General features: G+C 68.3%; 12 protein-coding genes. 3 read left to right on the top strand and 9 right to left on the bottom strand.

The features are described 5' to 3' along the window. Positions 1-21 precede the first annotated feature (21 nt). Positions 22-2,331 carry a GH92 family glycosyl hydrolase gene (locus tag QE373_RS09125; protein WP_309685684.1) on the top strand — a complete coding sequence of 770 codons (2,310 nt, stop codon included), beginning with the start codon at positions 22-24 and terminating at the stop codon, positions 2,329-2,331. A gap of 86 nt (positions 2,332-2,417) precedes the next feature. After that, positions 2,418-3,008 carry a hypothetical protein gene (locus QE373_RS09120; protein WP_309685681.1) on the top strand — a complete coding sequence of 197 codons (591 nt, stop codon included), beginning with the start codon at positions 2,418-2,420 and terminating at the stop codon, positions 3,006-3,008. 211 nt (positions 3,009-3,219) lie between these two features. Here QE373_RS09120 and QE373_RS09115 read toward each other — a convergent pair whose 3' ends face one another. The 8 genes from QE373_RS09115 to QE373_RS09080 all read right to left on the bottom strand — a co-directional run bounded on the left by QE373_RS09115 (position 3,220) and on the right by QE373_RS09080 (position 12,191). Beyond that, positions 3,220-3,825 carry a nucleotidyltransferase family protein gene (locus QE373_RS09115; RefSeq protein ID WP_309685679.1) on the bottom strand — a complete coding sequence of 202 codons (606 nt, stop codon included), beginning with the start codon at positions 3,823-3,825 and terminating at the stop codon, positions 3,220-3,222. Then, positions 3,822-4,823, bottom strand: coding sequence for an XdhC family protein (locus tag QE373_RS09110; RefSeq protein WP_309685677.1), 1,002 nt, complete (start codon positions 4,821-4,823; stop codon positions 3,822-3,824). The genes QE373_RS09115 and QE373_RS09110 overlap by 4 nt, the downstream gene beginning before the upstream one ends. After that, the gene (paoC, locus tag QE373_RS09105) at positions 4,820-7,018 is read right to left on the bottom strand and encodes an aldehyde oxidoreductase molybdenum-binding subunit PaoC (protein ID WP_309685676.1); all 2,199 of its coding nucleotides are present in this window, start codon (positions 7,016-7,018) and stop codon (positions 4,820-4,822) included. The genes QE373_RS09110 and paoC overlap by 4 nt, the downstream gene beginning before the upstream one ends. 3 nt (positions 7,019-7,021) lie before the next feature. Beyond that, a complete protein-coding gene (locus tag QE373_RS09100) occupies positions 7,022-7,972 on the bottom strand; it encodes a xanthine dehydrogenase family protein subunit M (RefSeq protein ID WP_309685674.1) in 951 nt (316 codons plus the stop codon). Beyond that, positions 7,969-8,613 (bottom strand): aldehyde dehydrogenase iron-sulfur subunit PaoA, encoded by a 645-nt coding sequence (gene paoA / locus QE373_RS09095; protein ID WP_309685672.1) that lies wholly within the window; start codon positions 8,611-8,613, stop codon positions 7,969-7,971. Before paoA ends, QE373_RS09100 begins: the two co-directional genes overlap by 4 nt. A 103-nt stretch (positions 8,614-8,716) precedes the next feature. Beyond that, positions 8,717-9,823 carry a catalase family protein gene (locus QE373_RS09090; RefSeq protein ID WP_309685670.1) on the bottom strand — a complete coding sequence of 369 codons (1,107 nt, stop codon included), beginning with the start codon at positions 9,821-9,823 and terminating at the stop codon, positions 8,717-8,719. 131 nt (positions 9,824-9,954) lie between these two features. Beyond that, on the bottom strand, positions 9,955-10,569 hold the full coding sequence (locus QE373_RS09085) for a M23 family metallopeptidase (protein WP_309689677.1): 615 nt from the start codon (positions 10,567-10,569) through the stop codon (positions 9,955-9,957). Between the two features lie 68 nt (positions 10,570-10,637). Further along, on the bottom strand, positions 10,638-12,191 hold the full coding sequence (locus QE373_RS09080; RefSeq protein WP_309685669.1) for a thioredoxin family protein: 1,554 nt from the start codon (positions 12,189-12,191) through the stop codon (positions 10,638-10,640). 323 nt (positions 12,192-12,514) lie between these two features. Between QE373_RS09080 and QE373_RS09075 the strand changes: the two genes are divergently transcribed. Beyond that, positions 12,515-15,508 carry a TonB-dependent receptor gene (locus QE373_RS09075; RefSeq protein WP_309685667.1) on the top strand — a complete coding sequence of 998 codons (2,994 nt, stop codon included), beginning with the start codon at positions 12,515-12,517 and terminating at the stop codon, positions 15,506-15,508. 48 nt (positions 15,509-15,556) lie between these two features. Here QE373_RS09075 and QE373_RS09070 read toward each other — a convergent pair whose 3' ends face one another. Beyond that, positions 15,557-17,917, bottom strand: coding sequence for a PAS domain-containing protein (locus tag QE373_RS09070; protein WP_309685665.1), 2,361 nt, complete (start codon positions 17,915-17,917; stop codon positions 15,557-15,559). Positions 17,918-17,942 lie beyond the last annotated feature (25 nt).

Raw genomic sequence — 17,942 nt, 5'->3', positions numbered from 1 at the left:
TGGATACTCCTGGCTGCCGCCATGCTGCTGGGCCCGACGGCGGCAGCGGCCGGTGCCGCCAGCGTAGGCGAGCGCGCATTCTCCGCCGTTGATCCTTTCATCGGCACGGCAGGCGAGGGGCATACCTATCCCGGCGCGACGGTCCCGTTCGGCATGGTGCAGCTGAGCCCGGATACGCGCATCCAACCGCGTGAAAAGGCCTATGACTGGGCCGCCGGTTACCGCCACGACGACACCAGCATCGTGGGTTTCTCGCATACCCATTTCTCCGGCTCTGGCCATTCCGACCTCGGCGACGTGCTGTTGATGCCTTACACCGGCGAGCCCGGGCTCGAACGCGGCGATCCGGACAAACCGCGTAGTGGGTATGCCTCGCGCTTCAGTCACAAGGACGAGCGCGCCGAACCGGGCTACTACGCCGTGAGCCTGGACGACTACCGCGTGCGGGCCGAGCTGACCGCGAGCGAGCGGGTCGGCGTGCACCGCTATCGTTTCCCGGCCGGGGAGCAGGCCAAGGTGCTGCTCGACCTGCGCACCAGCCTTTACGACTATCCGGGCAAGATCCTGTGGTCGCGCCTGCGCGTGCATGCCGACGGCACGGTGACCGGGTTCCGCGAGACGCGTGGCTGGGCGCCGGGGCGCCAGTTGTATTTCGCGATGCGTTTCTCGCGCCCGGTCACCGGCCATGCGCTGCACAACACCGAAGCCGACATCGCCTACAAGGGCTTCCCGCCACCAGGGCACGGCTCGCCGCTGCAGCGCGCGCAGGTGGAGGGCCGCCAGCTGGTGGCGACCTTTGATTTCGGCAAGCTCGACGGCCCGCTGGTGGCCAAGGTAGCCATCTCTTCGGTCAGCGAGGCAGGTGCCATCGCCAACCTGGAGGCCGAGGTGCCGGCCTTCGACTTCGACCGCGTGCGTGCCGATGCGAAGAAGAAGTGGATGGACGCGCTTGCGGTGGTGGACATCCAGGCGCCGTTGGCTGACCGTCGCAGCGCCTACACCGCGCTGTACCACTCGCTGCTCGGTCCGACCCTGTCGATGGACGTGGACGGGCAGTACCGTGGTCCGGACAACGCGGTGCACCGTGCCGAAGGCTTCCGCCACCATTCCACGTTCTCGCTGTGGGATACCTACCGCGCACTGCATCCGCTGCTGACCCTGGTGCAGCCGGAGCAGCGCAACAGTGATTTCATCAATTCGCTGATCGCCCACCAGGCGCACAGCCCCTACGGCATGCTGCCGGTGTGGTCGTTCCACGGCCAGGAAACCTGGTGCATGATCGGTTACCACGCCGTGCCGGTGATCGCCGATGCCTACCTGAAGGGCATCCGCGGCTTCGATGCCGACAAGGCGCTGGAGGCGATGGTCGCCACCGCCAATTACGGCCCCTACGATGGCATCGCGCAGTACCGCGAGCTGGGCTGGGTGCCGATCGACGAGGAAGGCGAGGCCGCCAGCAAGACGCTGGAATATGCCTTCGACGACTGGACCATCGCGCGCATGGCGCAGGCGATGGGACGTACGGAGGTCGCCGCCGAGTTCGGCAAGCGCGCAGGCAACTGGCGCAATGCATTCGACAAGGAAACCGGCTTCATGCGCGCGCGCAAGCGTGACGGCAGTTTCCGCACCCCGTTCGATCCGTCGGCCAGCGGCTATGGCACCGACTACACCGAAGGCAACGCCTGGCAGTATTCCTGGTACGTGCCGCAGGACGTGCAGGGCCTGGCCGATGCGCACGGTGGCAGCGATGCCCTGCTGCAGCGGCTGGACCAGGTGTTCGAGGCCAAGGTCGACCCGGCCGTGTTCGAACACATGGAAGACATCACCGGGCTGATCGGCTGGTATGCGCACGGCAACGAACCCAGCCACCACGTGGCCTACCTGTACGCCCACGCCGGCCAGCCGTGGCGCACCCAGGCGCGGCTGAAGCAGATCATGGACACCCAGTACGCCGATCGCCCCGATGGCCTGGCCGGCAATGATGACCTCGGCCAGATGTCGGCCTGGTATCTGTTCACCGCGCTGGGCTTCTATCCGGTGGCACCGGGCAGTGGGGAGTACATCATCGGGCGGCCGTTCCTGCCCAAGGCAACGTTGAACCTGCCCAATGGCAAGGTCTTCACCATCGTCACCGAGGGCTTGAGCGCCGGCCACGGCTACATCGCGTCGGCCACGCTCAACGGCAAGCCGCTGCAGCGTGCCTTCCTGCGCCATGACGAGATCGTCGCCGGTGGCGAGCTGCGATTCGTGATGCAGGCCAAGCCGAACACCGCATGGCCCGGGGAAGACGCCGAGAGGCCGTACTCGATGTCCGGCGCGCAGCAGCAGTAACCGGCGCCGACACCGGCGCACCTGCCCATGGCGGCGAGCCCTGCTTGCCGCCATGATCAGTGGACCCGGAACCCGCAGGTGGCACGATGCCGATGGTCTTATCGCTGATGATGTTGGGCGTCACGCTCACGCACGCACCGGGTGCGGCCGTCGCCGCAGCGTCGAAATTCCCATCCGATGCCGAGGCGCGGACCGCGATACGCGCCGAGCTGCGGCGCATTCCCGGCGGTGACATCGAACACGATTTCCGTCCCGTGCAGGTCCACGTAGCGGACCTCGATGGCGACGGTATCGCCGAGATCATCCACGTTTACAGTTCCACCTATACCGGCGGAACGTTTGAACAATCCAACGAGCTGGTGGTGATGACCGCGCTCTCCGAAGGTGATCGCCGCGGTCAGATGGCGCATCCGGGTGCGAACGCCATCGATGACAGCGACATGGCAGCGATACGCGCAGCCGGCTATGCCACCGATGCCGAGGAACACGTGCCGGGCCGGCTGGACGCGCTGCAGGTGGTTGGTGGAACGATCATCGTGCGCTTCACCGCTGCGGCGGGCTCCACGTTCTGCTTCGAAGAAGACCGGGCGCGTGCGAAGCTGGAGGACTGCCCGACGCCTGGGCCGCATGTGTGGCGGTTCGCTTGGCGCCCGGGGCAGTTGCAACGCGTCCGCTGAGCTGTTGAGCGCTGCGCTGGGCTGGTAGCGCCGACCCATGGTCGGCGGATCCTTCCGGGGTGGGGAGGGTGGGAGACACACGGGGTCAGAGTCCTTTCGCTGCGCGAAAGGAGTCTGACCCCTGCCTGACCCCTGCCTCGTCCCTGCCATTGTGCAGCCGCACTGCCCGGGCCGCCCCGCACAGCATCCAGGGCGTCCAGCGGTCCAGGAATCAGGGATCCAGCAGTCCCAGCGAACGCGCATGCGCCAGGTCGTGTGGGGTGTCGATGTCCAGTTCCAGCCCGTCTGCCGGCAACAGCAGCAGCGCATCGTCGGCGAGCGCGCGCAGCCGCGCGCGGAAGCCGGCATTCGACGCGGATTGCGGCAGCTGCGTGAACCAGTGACCGGGTACCACCGCAGGCACGCCGGCGAGCCCCTGCAGCCGGGTGGCCGCGCAACCGGAGCGTGACCGGCGTGCGCCATCCAGCAGCCGCTGCAGATGCGCAGCTGACAGCGCCGGCTGGTCCGACATGAGCACCAGCACCTGCGCATGGTCGGCTACCTGCCGTGCAGCAACCTGCAAACTGCCGGCGAGGCCATCGGCCGCGTTCTCGTTGATGACGGTGACGTGCGGCAGGTCCTGCAACTCTGCTTGATACGCGGTCGGGTCGCTGCCCAGTACCACGACGAGCACCGCAGGGCGGGTCTCCAGCGCGATGCGCGTCGCACGGTGCAGCAGGGTTTCGCCGTCGCGGCGCAGCAGCTGCTTGGGCTGGCCCAGCCGGGTGCTGCTGCCGGCGGCGAGCAGCACCACGGCATGCCCGCCGCGCCCGCTCATGCAGACGCCATCACACCGTGGCGCCACGACTGCAGCTGCGCGGCAATGCTCAACGCGATCGCGTCGGGGCCGCGCCCACCGAGTTCCAGCCCGACCGGCGAATGCAGGCGTGGCTGCAACGCGAGCCGGGCCGTGTCGGGCAGCAACGAGAACAGGTCATCACGGCGCCGGGTCGGGCCCAGCAGGCCGATGAACGGCACGGGGCAGGGGGCCAGCGCCTCCAGCGCCTGCAGGTCGAGTTCGAAATTGTGATGCATCACGAGCACGACATCGGGCACGACGGAGGCGTCGGCCAGCGCGGCCGGGGCCGCCAGTGCCTCTACGTCCACGTGGCTGCGCTCGCGCAACGCAGCGCGCGGGTCAACAACCCGCACCTGCCAGCCGAGGCCCCGCAGCATGGGCCACAGCGCGGTTACTTCCGGTCCCGCACCGAGCAGCAGGACGCGCGGTGGCGGCATCCAGCGCAGCGACCACAGACCCTGCGGCGCCGCAAATGCACAGGGGTCGGAGGGCAGCAGGTGATCCACCACCTGACCGGCGCAGGCCATGCGCACGCCGCCGCCGACATCCACGTCCAGCTGCAGCGGACCGTGGCCGCGCAGCCAGGCCTGGAGCACCTCCGCGCACCCGGTCAGCGCGGACAGCGGCAACAGCAGCAGGCGCTGGCAGCCGCGGCAGCCGACCGCGTTGCCGGAAAACAGCGTGGAATCATCGCGGGTATCGATCTCCATCCAACCGATGCGGCCAGCATCGGCGCAGTCCCGCGCCACGCGTTCGATCTCCGGCTCAAGGCAGCCGCCACTGAGCCAACCGACCTGGGTGTGTTCGCCGAACAGCACCATGGTGCCGGCCCGCGCATAGGTCGAGCCTTCCGTCTCCAGCACCACCGCCAGCGTGACCGGCTGGCCAGCGCCACACGCGGCGGCCGCCGCCTCCACGACCCGGGTCATCCCGGCGTCGTGCACGTCCACCACGGGGATCGCAGGCAACCGGGTCATGCGATGTCCGGCAGCCCACCGAGCAGCTTGTCCAGCGTGATCGGATAGCTGCGCACGCGCACGCCGGTCGCGTTGTAGATCGCGTTGGCCACCGCGGCACTGACACCGCACAGGCCCAGCTCACCCACGCCCTTGGCCTTCATGGGCGAAGAGATTGCATCGGCTTCATCCAGGAACACGACCTCCTGGTGCGGCACATCGGCATGCACGGGAACTTCGTATCCGGCCAGGTCATGGTTGACGAAGAAGCCCAGGCGGGTATCGACGGCCAGCTCTTCGGACAGTGCCGCGCCGATGCCCATCGTCATCGCGCCGATCACCTGGCTGCGCGCGGTCTTGGGATTGAGGATGCGGCCTGCGGCACAGACGGCGAGCATGCGGCGGATGCGGCTTTCGCCGGTGGCCACGTCCACGCCGACTTCCACGAAGTGTGCAGCGAAGGTGGACTGCTGGTACTTCTCTTCCAGCGTGGCGAACTCGATGCTGTCTTCGGCCACCAGTTCGCCATCGGCGGCGGCCTTGCCCAGCGCCGCCGAGCGGTTGCCATCGCGGACCTTGCCATCGGCGAAGGTGGCGGTGCCGGCGTCGTAGCCGAGCTTGCCGGCAATGGCTGCGCGCAGCTTGGTGCAGGCCGCGAACACGCCGGCGGTGGCGCTGTTGGCGCCCCACTGGCCGCCCGAGCCGGCCGAGGCCGGGAAGCTGGAATCCCCCAGCTTCACCGTGACCTGGTCCAGCGTCACGCCGAGCATTTCCGCGGCGGTCTGGCCCAGGATGGTGTAGCTGCCGGTGCCGATGTCGGTCATGTCGGTTTCGACGGTGACATGGCCCTTGCCATCCAGCCGCACGCGGGCACCGGACTTCATCACCAGGTTGTTGCGGAAGCCGGCTGCCACGCCCATGCCGACCAGCCAGCGGCCATCACGACGCTGCGCCGGCAGGGCCGAGCGCTTGTCCCAGCCGAAGCGCTGCGCACCGTCCTGCAGGCACTGCACCAACTGCCGTTGCGAGAACGGCCGTTCGGGGTTGGAGGGATCCACCTGGGTGTCGTTGCGGATGCGGAACTCGACCGGGTCCAGCTTGAGCTTCTCGGCCATCTCGTCCATGGCGATTTCCAGCGCCATCAGGCCCGGTGCCTCGCCCGGTGCGCGCATGGCATTGCCTTCCGGCAGGTCCACGGTGTGCAGGCGCAGGCCGGCCAGACGGTTGGCGCCGGCATACAGCAGCTTGGTCTGCTGCACGGCTTCTTCCGGCGAACCGCCGCTCAGGTTGCCCGACCACGATTCGTGGCCGATCGCGGTGAGCGTACCTTCGGCCGTGGCACCCAGCCGGATGCGCTGCACGGTGGCAGGCCGATGGGTGGTGTTGTTGGCGATCAACGGGCGTTGCAGCGCCAGCTTGACCGGTCGCTTGGCCGCCCGCGCGCCAAGCGCCGCCAGCACCACGTCCGAACGGATGAACAACTTGCCGCCGAAGCCTCCGCCGATGTACGGCGACACCAGGCGCACCTTGTCCTCCGGCAGGCCGAGCGTGGTCGCCAGGTCCTTCTTCCCCCACGCGATCATCTGGTTGGAGGTCCACACGGTCAGCTGGTCGCCGTCCCAGGCGGCCAGCGAGGCGTGCGGTTCCATCATCGCGTGCGACTGGTCCGGGGTGTGGTACGTGGCGTCCAGCGTGACCGGTGCATCCCCGTAGGCCTTTTCAAAGTTGCCCACGCGCGCATCCGGGTCGGTGTCCTGCAACGGGTTGCCGGCCTTCTTCGCAGCGTCCAGGTCAAACACCCCTTTGGTCGGGGCATAGCGGATCCGCACCAAGTCTGCGGCGGCGCGTGCCTGCTCGAAGGTTTCGGCCACCACCAGTGCCAGGGCCTGGTGGTAGTGGTCCACCTTCGGGCCTCCCAGCAACGGGGCGGTGTTGCGGTCTCCCTTGTGCAGGGTGCCGGCGTTGTCGGCGGTGACGATGGCCAGCACGCCGGGCGAGGCACGTGCGGCGTCAAGCTCCATCGCGGTGACCCGGCCCTTGGCGATGCCGGCGCCGACCACGTAGCCATACGCTGGCGATGCAGCCACGTCGTGCCACTCATACGCGTACCGGGCGTGTCCGGTGGTCTTCTGCGGGCCGTCGATGCGGTCCAGCGGTTTGCCGACCACCTTCATCTGGTCGATGGGATTGGTGCCTGCGGGGGTATCGAATTTCATGGATCAGCTCCTCGCCTGCATCAGGACCGAGGCCAGCGTGCGTTCGGCAAGCTGTACCTTGAACTGGTTTTCTGGACTGGGCGTGGCGCCCTGCAGCAGGTTTCCCACCACTGCGCGCGCGCCCTGCGGCAGCAGTGCGTCGGCCGCATCGCTGCGCCACGGCTTGTAGGCTACCCCGCCCAGCGCCACGCGGCCGCTGCCATCGGCCTGCAGCACGGCGGCGACCGACACCAGCGCGAACGCGTAGGACGCACGGTCGCGGACCTTGCGGTAGATATGCGTGCCGCCCAGTGGCGCAGGCAGGGTGACGGCGGCGATCAACTCGCCCTTGTCCAGCACGCTGTCGATGTGCGGCGTCTTGCCGGGCGCGCGGTAGAAATCGTCCAGCGCGATGCGGCGCGTGCTGCCATCGGCGCGCACGGTCTCCACCGTTGCATCCAGCAGCATCATCGCCACGGCCATGTCGCTGGGGTGGGTGGCGATGCACGCTGGGCTGGTGCCGATCACCGCCAGTTGCCGACTGACGCCGCCGATGGCCGCGCAGCCACTGCCGGGCAGCCGCTTGTTGCAGGGCTGGGCGGTGTCATAGAAATACGGGCAGCGGGTGCGCTGCAGCAGGTTGCCGGCGGTGGTGGCCTTGTTGCGCAGCTGTCCGGACGCGCCGGCCACCAGCGCACGGGTCAGCAGGGCGTAGTCGCGGCGGATACGGCTGTCGGCGGCCAGGTCGGTGTTGCGCACCAGCGCGCCGATGCGCACGCCACCGTCGTCGGTAGCCTCGATGGTATCCAGCTTGAGCCCGTTGACGTCGATCAGGTGGCTGGGGATCTCGATCTCCAGCTTCATCAGGTCCAGCAGGTTGGTGCCACCGGCGATGAAGCGGGCACCCTGGGTGCGTGCGGCCGCCGCGGCGGCTTCGGCCGGGGTGCGTGCGCGTTCGTAGGTGAAGGCTCTCATGCGCGCTGCCCCCCGACGTCTTCGATGGCTTCGATGATGTTGGAGTAGGCACCGCAACGGCACAGGTTGCCGCTCATGCGCTCGCGTATTTCCTCGGCGCTTGCCTCGCTGCGCGCGCCCAGGTCGGCGGTGACGTGGCTGGGAATGCCCTCCTTGATTTCCTTCAGTACCGCAACGGCCGAGCAGATCTGCCCCGGCGTGCAGTAGCCGCACTGGTAACCGTCGTGCTTGACGAAGGCGGCCTGCATCGGGTGCAGGTCATCGGGGGATCCCAGGCCTTCGATGGTGGTGATCTCGGCGCCCTCGTGCATCACCGCCAGGCTCAGGCAGGCATTGATGCGGCGGCCGTCGACGATCACCGTGCAGGCGCCGCACTGGCCGTGGTCACAGCCTTTCTTGGTGCCGGTCAGGTGCAGGTGCTCGCGCAGGGCGTCGAGCAGGGTCACGCGGGTATCCAGCTTCAGGGCGCGCGCCTTGCCGTTGACCTTGAAGGCGACGTCGGCGGTGACCGGGGCGCGCGCGGGAGATCCGATGCCGGGCACGTCAGCCATGGCGGCAGGTGCGACCAGCACCGATGCCGAGCCCGCGCCGAGCTTCAGCAGGGTGCGCCGGCTGAGCGCGAATTCGGGAGGGGTATTCATGCAAGGCAGTTCCTCTGTGGCTGATGCAGGCGTGGCTGAGGGGACTGCGGCGCTGCGTGGGGGACACCGCGCCGGCGTGTGCAGCATGGCCTGCAGCCGGTAATCATGAAGTGAACCGGTCATCGGCGTGACCGTCGGGCTCGTGGATCGGGCAGCCGTTGAAGCCGCTGCGTAAGGTGCGCGAGGCCTGCATCACCACGCGGCGGGCACGATTGATGCTGCCCAGCGGCCGATGCGCGGCGAGCGTGTGCCAGGGCGCGAACGCGAGCTTGTCTTCAGCCTGCGGTGACGCCGAAGGATCCCATGCCGCCTGCTGGCCAACGATGAGGTGCGCCACCGTCTGCCACGGACTCAGCTCCTCGGGCCAGGCCACCGACGCGTCTTCCAGCGGCATCTGCTCGAGGTCGCGGCACAGCTGCACGCGCAGGGCCCATACCGCCGGTTCCTGCAGGGCAGCGAAGAAGGCGACGACCGCCTCGCGCTGGGTGTCATCAGTTGACTCCAGGACTTGCCCATGCAGCGCCTGCAGTGCGGGGGAGACGGGGGCCAGCGAGAACTTCGCCATGAAAGGACCGTACAGGTACGGGACCTGGCTGAAGTAGGTTTCACCCAGTGGGTGCCGCTGCGGCTCGCCGCCCATTCCCTTCAGCGTGCTGCTCTCGCCACCGACGCTTTCCAGCGCGGCCTCTGCGGTGCGCAGGGTCGCGGAGATCACCTTCTTGGTGCGCGGCATGCGTTCGGTCGTCGCCGCGAGCAGCTTGGACGAGCGCAGGAAGCCGGCCACGCCGGGTGTGCTGAAGGCCGGTCCGTTGACCATCAGGAAATCCTGGGTGTGCTGCTCTTCGTCCCCGGGCAGGCGCTGGCCTTCGACATCGAGCACCTTCAGCGCGATCGCGCGCGGGGTGGATACGCTGTCCGGAAGCTGCTCGGCCGGCGGTGATGACAGCCGCACCAGTGCGTCGTGGCGTCCCGGCCTGGCGAACAGCCCGTGGGCCAGCTCGGACGGCAGGCCTTCGAAGATCTGCAGTTCGGCCTTCAGCAGGCCCTGGCCCTTGGCATGTACGGCGCGGTGCGCATGGCCTTCGGCCTCGGCGACGGTCTGCGACATGCGGGTGAACACATCGGTCAACGCTGCGATGTGGGCGGCTTCGTCGGCCTCGGGTTGTTCGTAGGCGGAATCGAAGCGGAGAGGGGGAAGCGTCGCGGTCATGGGGCGTCCTGCATCTGCTGTGGAAGGGCTGTCGATGGATGGCGTTCCAGCCTCCAGCGTGCTCCACGCGTGGTGCAGGTCGCGTGCCGGTACGCCCACCCCGGCTTCACATGCGCGCCGCTGCGGCCCGGTCAGGGCGTCGGTGACAGCGCGGGGCGCGCTGCCCAGGCGCGCAGCAGCGGCAGGGGATCGTAGGCACCGTCCGCACCGTAGATGCCCCAGTGGAGGTGCGGCGGGGTGCCCTTGGCATTGCCGGTATCGCCGACGTAGCCCAGCAGCGTGCCTGCATCGACCACCTCGCCGCGCTCCAGTCCTTCGCGCCAGTCGTCCAGGTGGGCGTAGTAATAGCGCTCCATTGCCGGCCCCTGGATCCACACCTGGCGCCCACCCAGTCCACTCTCGCGGACGTCCGTCACGATGCCGCGGGTGGCGCTGCGCACGGCGGTGCCGCGTGCGGCGAAGATGTCCACGCCGGCGTGCGTGCGGTCGGCGCCGCGCGGGGCACCGAAGGTGTCGGCGACCTGGCGTGCGCGGACGCCGTCGACCGGGACCGGCAGCGCGGTGGGTGCGGGCAGTCGCGATATTTCCCACATCGCGCGGGGTACGGCGGCCCAGCGGCTGTTCCAGAATGCACCGCCGGCGACGATCAGCACGGCGATCCACAGCACGCGCAGCAGCCAGCGGCGGAGTTGTCGGGCCCGCGAGGGCCTTGCAGGTGCAGCAGCGGGATCAGGCAAAGGGCGCAGCCGGTCTGGGCAGGGGGCCCCAGCATGGCAGCGCCGGTATCAACGGCGCGTCGCCATCGGCAGCGAACTCAGCCCTGCAGCCACTGCGTGCAGCCGGTGGACGCCGCGCGCGACGGCGCGGCACCGGCCGCGGTTGGACAGTGCTGCTGCATGCGCTCGCGCAGCCGGGCCAGGGTTGGCGCGCCGGCATGTTCGCTGCTCCACGCCTGCAACTGGCTGCCGAGGCGTTCGAAGCGTTGCCGGAAACGCTGGTGGTAGCCGGCCGGCTGCTGGTCCAGTTCGGCGATGACCCGGGTTGTCGCCGCCTCGATGGCGGCCGTGTCATCCGGCGCCAGCCGCAGCAGGCCCTCTACGTACAGCACGCCCCACTGCACCCGCGTGGCAGGACCCTGCGCGCCCTCGTACGCTTTGCGCAGCCAGTCCACGGCGGCGGTCCGGTCACCGCGCGCTTCGGCCAGCTCGGCCAGTTCGGGCATGTAGTAGTAGGGCGTCTGGCTGCGCTTGAGCTCGGCCAGCAACAGCGCTTCTGCAGCGGCGTCGTCGCCGGCCTGGCGCAGCGCATGGGCGGCGGTACCCAGGGTGGCCTGGCGCTCGTGCGCGCTGGTTGCTGCGGCATCGGCCGCCTGCACCCGTTCGCGCACGCGGGCGGTCAAGCCGGCGGGCAGTTCGCCTTGCGGTTGCTGCAGGCGGGCCAGGGCGATTTCGGTGATGGCGCGCGACAGGGCATCGTCCGGCCGATTGCCGCGTGCGGCATCGGCGCGCTGCAGGGCCGCCAGCAGTTGCCGGCCCAGCGCATCGGTGGACGCCGGCCCGGTGCTGGCCTGCTTGACCAGCGCTGCGCCCCGGTAGCCAAGCAGATCGCGGTTGCGGCGCACTTCGTCCGGCTGCGCTAGCGCCACCTGCAGCAGTTCACGCACCCGGGTAGCCGGTGCCTGGGCGTCGTCGGTGCTGGCCAGTGCCAGCAGGGCAAAACGCCGCTGCAGCGCTGGCTGCGGCGCAGCAGCAGCCAGTTCGCCGAGCAGGCTGGCGCTGTCCTGCCTGCCGCTCAGGCGGCTGGCGTCGACCTTCCAACCGTAGTCACCCAGGACCTGCCAGTCTTCAGCGCTCAGCTTTCCGGGTTCGGTCAGCGCCAGCTTCAAGGTGTCGGCCACCGCGCTGCGTCGACCGGCCGCAACGGTGAGCACGCGGGTCAGTTCGGCGCTGTCATTGCCGCCGGCCACGCGGGTCAGTTCGTTCTGCTGGGGATCGAGCACGATCAGGGTCGGGTAGCCGCGCACGCCGAAGCGTTCGCCCCAGGCCTGGGCGCCTTCCTCGTCACCGTCCAGGTAGACCGGCACATAGCGCTCGGTGAGCGCGATGAAGGCAGGATCCTTGAACAGGCCCGCCTTGAGCTGGTTGCACGGCGGACACCAGGCCGCGCCCCAGTACAGCAGCACCGGCTTGCCACTTTCCTTGGCTTCGGCAAAGGCATCGTCGACATCGCCATGGCGCCACGCGATCTGCGCAGGTTCGGCCTGGGCTGCTCCCTGGGCAGCAGGCGCGTCGGTGGTAGGCGGAGAGGGCGTGCAGGCAGCCAGCAGGCCGACGATGCAGGCGACGTGGACAGCAGGGATCAGGCGCATCGAAGGAATCCGCAGTGGGGGAGGAGGGGCACGCGACGGCATTGCGCATTCTAGGAATCACGCTGGCGGCATGCGCGGCGTCGCTGATGCCCGCTGCTCATGTGCACACATCCGGCAGCGATATGCGGTGTACGGCAGGCGCGTGCGGCGGGCGTACGTAGCGGCTGGGCGTGCATCGCACGGTGACGATTGTCACGAAAGCACCGATCGCCTTCATCGCCAGCGGCCAGTTGCAGATAACCACTGCGTATTTCCCGGTTCGGCGTCGGGCAGGGTTAATGAATGGGCACCACCTTTTCCTCCCCCGACGTGTGTTCCCTTCGATGACTCCTGCTCGTACTTCACTGCGCCGGCATGGCCTGGCGCTGGCGATCGTTCTCGCCACCACTTCCCCTCTGTTGCACGCACAGTCCACTACCGGCGCGATCAGCGGCCAAGCGCCCGCGTCCAGCGCGCGCATCATCGTGCGCAGCGATACCGGCCTGGCCCGCGAAGTGGCCGTCGATGCGCGCGGCCGCTACAGCGCTTCGCAGCTTCCGCTGGGCCGCTACACGGTGGAGGCGCGCGATGCCGATGGCAACGTGCTGCAGACCCGCCAGGACATCGCGCTGACCGTGGGCGCGAGCACCGACGTCTCCTTCGCCGCGGTGACGAGCCTGTCCGGCGTGCAGGTGAGCGCAGATCGCGCCGCCGCCTCGATCGATGTCAGCAGCGTGGATTCGCGTACCGTGGTCACCGCCGAACAACTGCAGCGGCTGCCGCTGGGACGCTCGGCCGAAGCCATCGCGCAGCTGGCGCCTGGGGTGGCGGCCAACAGTGGCAACGGGACCTATGCCGGACCGACCGGCGCCCAGCTGGTCAGCTTCGGCGGCTCTTCCGCGGCGGAGAACGCGTATTACATCAATGGCTTCAACACCACCGATCCGCTGCGCGGGCTGGGTGGCCTGACCTTGCCCTACGGCAGCATCGACCAGCAGGAAATCTATACCGGCGGTTACAGCGCCAAGTATGGCCGCAGCGATGGCGGGGTGATCAACGCCGTCGGCAAGCGCGGTACCAACCAATGGCGTTTTGGTGGCCAGCTGACCTGGGAACCGGCCGCCACGCGCGCAGACAAGGACGATGTCTACTACCCCGCCGACGGCGCGCTGTACGCTCCGGAAAGCCAGGACCGCCAGTGGGTCACTACCAGGAGCCTGTATGCCGGCGGGCCGCTGCTGGAAGACCGGCTGTTCTTCTTCGGCTCCTATGAGCTGGAGCAGCGCGAAGGAACCGACGTCAAGAACGTGGAGTCGACCAGTTCCTACTCGCGCTACGAATATGACCGTCCGCGCTGGTACGCCAAGCTGGACTGGAACATCACTGACAACCACCTGCTGGAGCTGACCGGCGCGTCCACCCGCAATGTGTTCCGCGGCGACAGCTTCGCCTACGACTACGACACGCTGGGCCGTGGCGCACGGCGTGGCGCCGAAGACACCACCAAGACCGGCGGCAGCCTGTGGACGGCCAAGTACACCGGCTACCTGACCGACAACCTCACCGTCAGCGCGCAGTACGGCAAGCTGCGTTCGGACGACTACGTCGGCAACCCGGCCTACGATGGCAGCCTGGTGTACCTGTCCACGCCGAACCTGCAGAATCCTGCGCTCAACGTCGGCAGCCCGATCACCAACGCGCAGACCACGTCGTTGCTGGTGGATCCGGACCGCGGCAACCGCAGCGACAACCTGCGCCTGGACGCGAACTACGTCTGGGGCGACCACAGCATCACCGTGGGCATCGACAACCAGAACGCACGGGCGCTGAACCGCGGCTCGGTCGGCTCGGCTGACGGGTATTACTGGATCTACGGCCAGTCCAACCCGGACCTGCCGATCAATACCGGCCTGGGCGTGCCGGCCACCGGCGGCTTCGTCAATGGCCAGGACGGCTATTACGTGCGCCGTTATGACTACAGCGCACTGGCCTCGGTGCGCTCGGCGCAGCGGGCGCAGTACATCGAAGACAACTGGCAGGTCACCGACAACCTGCTGCTCAACCTCGGCCTGCGCCTGGACCAGTTCACCAACTTCAACCGCGATGGCGATGCGTACATCAAGCAGACCAGCGGCCAGTGGGCGCCACGACTGGGCTTCAGCTGGGACGTGGACGGTGATGGCCGTTTCAAGGTGTACGGCAACGTGGGGCGTTACTACCTGGCGTTGCCGTTGAACCCGGCTTTCAACGCAGCCGGGGCCACCCTGGCCACGTCGACCTATTACACCTATGGCGGCATCGATGCCAATGGCTACCCCACCGGGCTGACGCCGTTCTCCGGGGCGGTATCGGCCAACAACAACTACGGCCTGCTCCCGGACCCCATGACGGTGGCGACCTCCGGTATCGAACCGTCCTACCAGGACGAGTTCATCCTCGGCTTCAACAAAGCGTGGGGGCAGGACTGGGTGTACGGCGCGAAAGCGACCTACCGGGTGCTGCGCAGTGGCGTGGATGACTACTGCGACATCGACGCGGTGCTGTCCAAGGCCGGTGAACTGGGTTACGACGTGACCCGCGACAGCAATCCGGTCAGCTGCTGGTTGATCAACCCCGGCCGCGCCAACACTTTCAACCTGGTCGACACCGCCGGCAATTACGTGAGCGTGCCGCTGAGCAATGCAGAGATGGGCTTCCCGCGCTTCAAGCGCGATTACTACGCGGTGAACCTGTCACTGGAGCACCCGTTCGACGGCCGCTGGTACGCACGTGCCGACTACAACTGGTCGCGCAGTTACGGCACCACCGAAGGGCAGCTGCTGTCCGGCATCGGCCAGACCGCGGTCTCCACCACCCAGGCCTGGGACTATGCGCAGCTGATGGAGCACACCAACGGGCCGCAGAGCAACGATGCCACGCACCAGTTCAAGCTGCATGGCTACTACCAGATCACCCCGCAGTGGCTGGTATCGGCCAACCTGAGCGTGATCTCCGGGACGCCGTTCAGTGCGTTGGGTTCCTATGGCCCGGACTTCAGCGATCCCTCCGGCTATGGCACCGCCTACCACTTCTACAATGGCCAGCCGGCGCCTCCGGGCAGCCAGGGCCGGTTGCCGTGGCGTCGCCAGCTGGACCTGGGCGTGTCCTACCGGCCGGCGTTGGCCGAGGGGCGGTTGGGGTTCAACCTGGACGTGTTCAACGTGTTCGACAGCCAGGCGGCGCTGTGGCGCTCGCCGTACTCGGAGCTGGATCCGGGCCAGCCGGACCCGCTGTACGGCGCGGCCACCGTGCGCCAGGCACCGCGTTCGCTGCGCGTCAGCGTGAGTTACGACTACTGATCGGGGCAGGGTGCCTGCCGAGGGTGGGCACCCTGTGCGCAGCAACGGTCAGCTGCTGCGCTCTTCGTCCAGGTTGCCGCGCACCGCGCGCGCCAGGTCGATGCGGGTGAAGGGCTTGGGCAGGATCGCGATATGCCGCCCCAGATGGTTGTTGGCCTGGTGGTCGCGCGGATAGCCGGAGGTGAACAGGATGCGCAGCGCCGGCTTGCGCTGGCGGGACTGGCGGGCCAGCTCCCAGCCGGTCATGCCGGGCATCACGATGTCCGAGAACAGCAGGTCCACGTCGACGTCCGGGCGGTCCAGCAGGCGGATCGCCGACGGTCCGTCATGCGCTTCCAGTACGCGATAGCCCAGCTGGCGCAGCGCTTCCACGGTGTAGGCGCGTACGTCGTCGTTGTCCTCGGCGACCAGGATGGTTTCATCCTGCGCCTCGTATTCGGCATACCCGTTCTGCTCGGCAAGCCGCGGACCCGGCAGCGGCAGGTCCGAGCGCGGGAACAGCATGGTGATCACCGTGCCGGTACCCGGCGTGGACTCCACCTGCACGTGGCCACCGGACTGCTTGACGAAGCCATACACCATCGACAGGCCGAGGCCGGTGCCGCGGCCGACTTCCTTGGTGGTGAAGAACGGCTCGAACACCCGCGCCATCGTTTCCGCGCTCATGCCCTGGCCAGTGTCACGCACCCGCAGCACCGCGTACTGGCCCGGCGGCACGTCCGGGTTCTGTTCGGCAAAGCCTTCGTCCAGCACGCCGGTGCCGGTCTCCAGCAGGAGCGTGCCGCCATCGGGCATCGCATCGCGTGCGTTCACCGCCAGGTTGAGGATGGACGCTTCCAGCTGGCCGGGATCCACCTCCACGCACCAGACATCCGGGGCGACGGCGATCTCCAGATGCACCAGTTCGCCGAGCGCGCGCTGCAGCAGTTCCTGCATGCCCAGCACCTGCTCATTGAGGTTGACGGCCTGGTTCAACAGCGGCTGGCGGCGGGCGAAGGCAAGCAGGCGCTGGGTCAGGCTCGCCGCGCGCATGACGCCCTTCAGGGCGTTGTCGAGCGGACGCGCAATGGCCTGGGCACCGTCGCCAAGGCGGTCGGTCAACAGCTTGGCATGTTCCACGTTGCCGGCGATGACGGTCAGGATGTTGTTGAAATCGTGTGCGATGCCGCCGGTCAGCTGGCCGACGGCCTCGATCTTCTGGCTCTGCCGAAGCGCCTCTTCGGCGAGCCGGCGCGCGGTGGTTTCCACCGCTTCGCAGACCACCGCGGTCACGGTGTGCTGGTGGTCGAGCAGCGGCCGGAATGAAAAATCGAACGAACGCGTGCCGGTAGGCAGCTGCAGTTCCAGTTCGTGGCGCGACTCGCTGCCTTCGGCGGCGGACTGCACCGCGCTGCGCACCGTCTGCGCCGCATCCGGACTGGCCGAAAACCACGCTGACTCACAGAACAGCGCGTCGCTGACGTCGGCTTTCTCGCTCAGGATCGCCGCCAGCGAAGCGCGGTTGGCGTCCAGCACGCGGCCGTCGGGACTGATCAGCACCTGCAGCTGGAAACTGGATTCGAACACCGCCTGCAGCCGGCTCTCGCTCTGGCGCAGGTCGGCGGTCCGCTGCTCGACCTGTTGCTCGAGGAAATCGTTGGCATCGCGCAGCAGCAGTTCGGCCTGCTTGAGGTCGCTGATGTCGCGCGCCAGCGTGTAATAGCCGGCCACTTCGCCTTCTGCGGTGATCTCGGGCACGCCGTCCAGCAGCACGTGGCGCGGGCTGCCGTCGGCGCGCTGCAGCTCCAGTTCGAAGCTCACGCGTTGGCCCTGCAGTACCTGCTGCAGGTGGGGCAGGGCGGCATCGAACAGGCCGGCGCCGACCACGTCGCTGACCTGCAGGCCGATCAGTTCCGCCGGTGGACGACCATGCCAGGCCTCGTAGGCATTGTTGGCGAAGCGGTAGCGGTGGTCCGGGCCCAGGTGCGCGATCAGCGCGGGCATGGAGTCGGTGATCAGCTGCAGGCGGTCGCGGCTCTGCTTCAGTTCCACTTCGGCGGTGCGCAGCTTGGCGCGCGCTTCCGCTTCGCGGATCGCCCGCAGGATGGCGTCCGGCAGGCGCTGCAGGCGCTGCTTGACAACGTAATCGCGCGCGCCGCGGGTCAGCGCCTGCACCGCCAGCTCTTCGGTCAGCGTGCCGGAGACGAAGATGAAGGGCAGCTGCGGCACCTGTTCGCTGGCCAAGGTCAGCGCGGTGTCGCCGTCGAAGCCGGGCAGCACGTGGTCGGCGAGGATCACGTCATGGCGTTCGGCGTCGAGCTCTGCGATGAAGGCGTCGCGGGTCCATACGCGATGGACCTGGAAGTGCATGCGGGCGCGCGTCAGCTGCGCCTCGATCAGTTCCGCGTCGAGCGCACTATCCTCAAGCATGAGGATGCGGATCGGCGCATCCCTG

The sequence above is a fragment of the Stenotrophomonas sp. SORGH_AS_0321 genome (assembly GCF_031453215.1).
Lineage (GTDB): Bacteria > Pseudomonadota > Gammaproteobacteria > Xanthomonadales > Xanthomonadaceae > Stenotrophomonas > Stenotrophomonas chelatiphaga.
Note: the sequence above shows the minus strand (reverse complement) of the source record. Positions and strands in the feature narration are given on the sequence as shown.